Source organism: Draconibacterium sp., assembly GCF_041583095.1.
In the GTDB taxonomy this organism is placed as follows: domain Bacteria; phylum Bacteroidota; class Bacteroidia; order Bacteroidales; family Prolixibacteraceae; genus Draconibacterium.
Map to the genome: position 1 here is coordinate 1 of NZ_JBFHGM010000340.1, position 4,905 is coordinate 4,905.

Sequence of the window (4,905 nt, forward strand, 5' to 3'; positions counted from 1 at the left end):
AAAGAAGGACAAATCATTGAAATTCAGTTTCATGCCGAAGAAGAATTGCCTTTAACAGCAGAAATGCCCGACAAAGTTGAGTTAACAGTAACCCAAACAATTGTAGGTGAAAAAGGTAACACAGCCAGCTCAACAGCTTTGAAACCGGCGACTGTTGAAACCGGTGCTGAAGTTATGGTGCCAATGTTTATTAACGAAGGCGACGTAATTCGCGTAAGCACTGCCGACCGTTCATACAGCGAACGTGTAAAACAGTAAACATATTTACGCTAAATAGATAAGCGGACTCTGGTTTTCCAGGGCCCGCTTTTTTGTTTTAAACCACAAGCCGGGCGACAACTTTATGCCAGTTTAACTCGTATAATAAAAGCTTCATGGCAAAGGCTTTGTAGGCAATTTTTTTCATAGTAAACCCTGTTTGCTTAGGGGAGGGTGTTCCGGCCCGGTAGAGGCCGGAATACTTTTAATATTACTTGTTTGGTCATGCTTCAAGCGCCAGTACAGGATCTTTGTTCTACCACCTTTTTATATCGATCAGCCAGCCTTCCAACTCAGGTTATGTTTCAACACCTTAACAAGCTGTAGGTTTTGTAAGCGATAATCTTAATACGTACTGAAACTACTGATTCATCCCGCTGAATCTTTTATTCATCGCTTCAGTTATGATTTAATTAAACCTTCTGATATTTTGGCCATCTAACTGCTTGTTCATTTATAGCTGATATAAATGTGCAAAGGATAAACCGCAACAAAATATTTTAAAATAAACAGGAAGTAAGTGAAGAGCTTCCTAGCTAAAAAAACCAAATGAACCGAACTAAGACTTACGGATTAGGCGGATTGCTTATTCTTTTATTGGGGATGATCTCGATTTTCGAGGGAAGTGCACAAGATCGATTTGAACTATCACTAATTTCACGAACAAAGGGAAAACGTATTCCGGAGAAGACACTGGAAATTACAAAAACCGATGCGGATATTACCATTGATGGTCTGCTAAATGAGGCGGTGTGGCAAACAGCCGACAAAGCAAAGGATTTTCACAGGCAGTATCCGATTGACGATACAACCGCATTTTCAAAAACCGAAGCCAGTATACTTTATGATGATAACAACCTGTATGTGGGAGTAACCTGTTTTGATGAGTTGCCGGGAAACTACGTAGTTGAATCGTTGAGAAGGGATTACAGTGAACGAAACAACGACTATTTAATGTTGGTTATCGATCCTTTCGACGACCTCACAAATGGTTATGCATTTACCATTACACCTTTGGGGGTGCAAATGGAAGGTGTAGTTACCGGTGGCGGCGGTGGTTTTATGGCTGTTTCCGATTCGTGGGATAATGTGTGGTACTCAAAAACAAAAAAAACGGATGAGGGATGGACAGCCGAAATAAAAATTCCGTTTAAATCAATTCGGTATGCCGATGATATCAGCAACTGGAATATACAGTTTGTTCGAAATGATTTGAAAAGAAACGAACGCTCTACCTGGACCAAAGTTAAAAGGCAATATCAGCCAACATCATTAACGTATTCAGGAGAGCTGAAATGGGATGGTACGCCGCCTGAAGCTGGCTCTAACATTAGTATTATTCCTTATGTTTCGGGCTCTGCAACTCAAAAGGATCTTTCGGTTAATGACAATATTGGCTGGGACTGGAATGCAGGTTTCGACGGAAAAGTAGCTTTGTCAACTTCTTTAAATCTCGACCTGACCTTAAATCCCGATTTTTCAACAGTTGAAGTCGACCGCCAGCAGACCAATGTTACCCGTTTCGAGTTGTTTTATCCCGAGCGACGCCAGTTCTTTATCGAAAACAGCGACCTTTTCAGCGATTTTGGATTCCGGCAGTCGCAGGTGTTTTTCTCGCGCCGTATTGGTTTATCGTCGCCCATGATTTTTGGAGCACGTTTAAGCGGACAGGTAGGAGAGGGCATGCGCGTGGGCCTGCTAAATGCCCAAACCAAACACCAGATGAATGATGGCTTTGATGATACACCGGCTTATAATTATACCGTTGCGACGTTTAAAAAACAGCTTTTCGGCCGATCGAACATTTCCGGTATTGTGGCCATGAAGCAGGGCATTAACTTCTCAAAAGACCAGGATGACGGATTTGATTTCGGAGATCAAAATGAATACAACCGCGTATATGGTTTGCAATACAACCTCTTGTCGGCCGACGATAAATGGGATGGCAGTTTCTACTATTTTAATTCTGATGATCCTGTTCATACCTCAAAACACTGGGCGCACGGAACAAATGTTCGGTACAATACCCGAAAAATTATGGCATTTTGGACGCATGAATATGTGGCCGAAAACTTTAATGCCGAAATGGGCTTCTTTCCGCGTACTGGCTACTTTACCTTTGGCCCGTATGTGCGCTACAGTTTTTATCCCGAAAGCAAAATAATTAGCACACATGGCCCAACTTTTCGGGCGGATTACTTCCTCGACACAAATTGGGAATTTACCGACAAAGAAATGGAAACGGGTTACAGAATAAACTTTTTAAATTCAAGCCGTTTAGATGTTGAGTGGCAAAATATTTATGTAAAATTGTTTGATGATTTTGATCCGACAAGGCAGTTTAAAGAGGGCACGGAACCTTTGCCATCGGAATCGGAATATACCTGGAATGCAATAAATACCAGTTATTCATCAAATAGCAGAAAGGATTTTTCATTCGATATCCGTGCGGGATACGGAGGTTTTTACAATGGAAATGCCACAAATGTATCGGGAACTTTTCGTTACCGGATTAAGCCCATTTTTAGTTTGGCAATGAATTACACCTACAACAAAATCGATTTGCCTGATCCCTACCCAAGTGGAGCGTTTTGGCTGGTAGGGCCACGAATTGATCTGACATTCACCGAGAAAATATTCTGGACTAATTTTATTCAGTATAACGAACAGGCCGATAATGTTAACATCAACTCGAGGTTACAGTGGAGGTTTGCTCCCGTTTCTGATTTATTCCTTGTTTACACCGAGAACTTTTTGCCCGATGGAATGGTTTCTAAGAACAGGGGACTGATTTTAAAAATGTCGTACTGGATTAATCTTTAACAAAAAGCATACTTCCATGAAGAATAAACAATCATCGCGTTTCGCCGGGCTTACACTATTTGTTTCGGCGGTTGTTTTTTGTACCGTATTTGTATTCGTAACGACGCCGGCAAAGGCTGCTGATCAGGTATATGTGGTGGTTGAATATTTTAAAGTGAAACCCGATGGTCACCTGAAATATCTCGAGGTGGAGCAAAAAATATGGAAACCCATGCACCAGGAAAGAATAAAACAAGGGATAATTGTTAGCTGGAATTTATATGCAGTTGAATTTACAGGGTCGGCAGATAGTTACAACTATGTGGCAATTACCACTTATAATAATCCGGAAACACTGGAAAATCCCTGGAATGCTGAAATTCCGGCCAAGGTTCATCCTAACATGGGGTTAAACGAAATACTTGATCGCACCAACAAGGCCCGCGAAATTGTTCGGTCGGAGTTGTATCAGGGCGTGGCGGCCATTCCGTCCATTCCTTTTGCAGATCCGGCGCATTACATTCAGGTGAATTATATGAAAGTAGAGCCGGGAAAAGGTTCGGAATACGAGGCGCTGGAGAAGGATGTTTGGATGCCGATTCACGAGGAGTCGATACGATCGGGGAGAACTGTTGGCTGGGGACTTTGGGAGGCGCTGTTCCCGCGTGGTGCCGGCCGGCCATACCAATATGTTACTATGAATACTTTTTCGGATTACTCCTATGCCTTAGAGCTTAGTTTTGCCGAATCGTTTAAAGCGATTCATCCTGAACAGGATTTTAACGAAATAATGAAAAAAACAAATGAAGCTCGCGTCATCGAGCGTATTGAGTTGTGGAATTTAATTGATTATGTGGTAAAATAAACCGGGATTATTTGCCTAGTTTTAGTATTCGTATCGCCCCTCTAACAACAATCAGAAATACGATTGAACCGATAATTAAATCGGGATATTTCGATTGTGTTACCAAAACCAGTATACCGGCTAAAATCACACCGCTGTTAATAATTACATCGTTCGAGGTAAAAATCATACTGGCTTTCATATGAGCCTCTTTACTTTTCGATTTTTGAAGAAGCCATAAACATATGGAGTTGGCAATCAGTGCCAGAATTGAAATGCCGATCATCATACGGTAATCGGGCATGGCTTCCGACTGAATAAAGCGCCTAACAACTTCAATAATGCCCAGTAAGGCAAGTGAAAGCTGAAAGTAACCGCTAAGGCGTGCAACTTTCTTTTTTCGAAGAACTGTTGAACCAACGGCCCAAAGGCTGAGCCCGTATACAAACGAATCGGCAAGCATATCCAGCGAATCGGCCACCAGTCCCATTGATCGGGAGATGAGCCCGGTTGTCATTTCAATAACAAAAAAGCCAAAATTGATTAAAAGCACTGACCAAAGCAGCTTCGACTGCACCTCCGAACTTTCCGGAGCAAAATCGTTTTCATCCACCGCGTAGCTGGCCGAAAGTTTTGCGCCAAAATTCAGGGCTTCCAGTCGCGAGAGAATTTCCTCATTTTCTTCGGAGTGAAAAACGGTAAGGTTGCGGTTTTCAATGTCAAACTCCAGTTTTTTTATGGCTTGAATTCCATCCAGTTTCATCCGAATCATATTCTCTTCGGAAGGACAGTCCATTTTTGCAATATGGTATTCTGATTTTAACATGATGCGTTGAACAGTTTTTCGTTTACCTAAGTAACAAATTAAAGTGTAATTGTTCAAAAAGGGGCGTATTTCAATAAAATTTTGGGCATAAAAAAAGCCGGTAAAAACCGGCTTCTAAGTAGCGGGAGCAGGACTCGAACCTACGACCTTTGGGTTATGAGCCCAACGAGCTACC

The 4,905-nt window shown here is 42.0% G+C and carries 3 protein-coding genes and 1 pseudogene; 3 read left to right on the plus strand and 1 reads right to left on the minus strand.

The annotated features are described in order from the left end of the window. From ABZB17_RS20555 to ABZB17_RS20565, 3 genes and pseudogenes are all read left to right on the plus strand, one after another. Window positions 1-258: pseudogene (locus ABZB17_RS20555) on the plus strand (elongation factor P); the annotation flags it as partial. Window positions 259-807: 549 nt separating this feature from the next. Continuing rightward, on the plus strand, window positions 808-3,081 hold the full coding sequence (locus tag ABZB17_RS20560) for a DUF5916 domain-containing protein (protein WP_372653172.1): 2,274 nt from the start codon (window positions 808-810) through the stop codon (window positions 3,079-3,081). Between the two features lie 16 nt (window positions 3,082-3,097). Then, window positions 3,098-3,925 carry a hypothetical protein gene (locus ABZB17_RS20565; RefSeq protein WP_372653174.1) on the plus strand — a complete coding sequence of 276 codons (828 nt, stop codon included), beginning with the start codon at window positions 3,098-3,100 and terminating at the stop codon, window positions 3,923-3,925. Window positions 3,926-3,932: 7 nt separating this feature from the next. On the opposite strand, the gene ABZB17_RS20570 is transcribed toward ABZB17_RS20565, so the two are convergent. Beyond that, complete coding sequence (locus ABZB17_RS20570) at window positions 3,933-4,730, minus strand: cation transporter (RefSeq protein WP_372653176.1); 798 nt, start codon at window positions 4,728-4,730, stop codon at window positions 3,933-3,935. Window positions 4,731-4,905 lie beyond the last annotated feature (175 nt).

What these genes read in the sequence shown, in the direction of transcription:
- ABZB17_RS20560 (WP_372653172.1), top strand. Translation starts at nt 808, where the DNA reads ATGAACCGAACTAAGACTTACGGATTAGGCGGATTGCTTATTCTTTTA.
- ABZB17_RS20565 (WP_372653174.1), top strand. Translation starts at nt 3,098, where the DNA reads ATGAAGAATAAACAATCATCGCGTTTCGCCGGGCTTACACTATTTGTT.
- ABZB17_RS20570 (WP_372653176.1), bottom strand. Translation starts at nt 4,730, where the DNA reads ATGTTAAAATCAGAATACCATATTGCAAAAATGGACTGTCCTTCCGAA.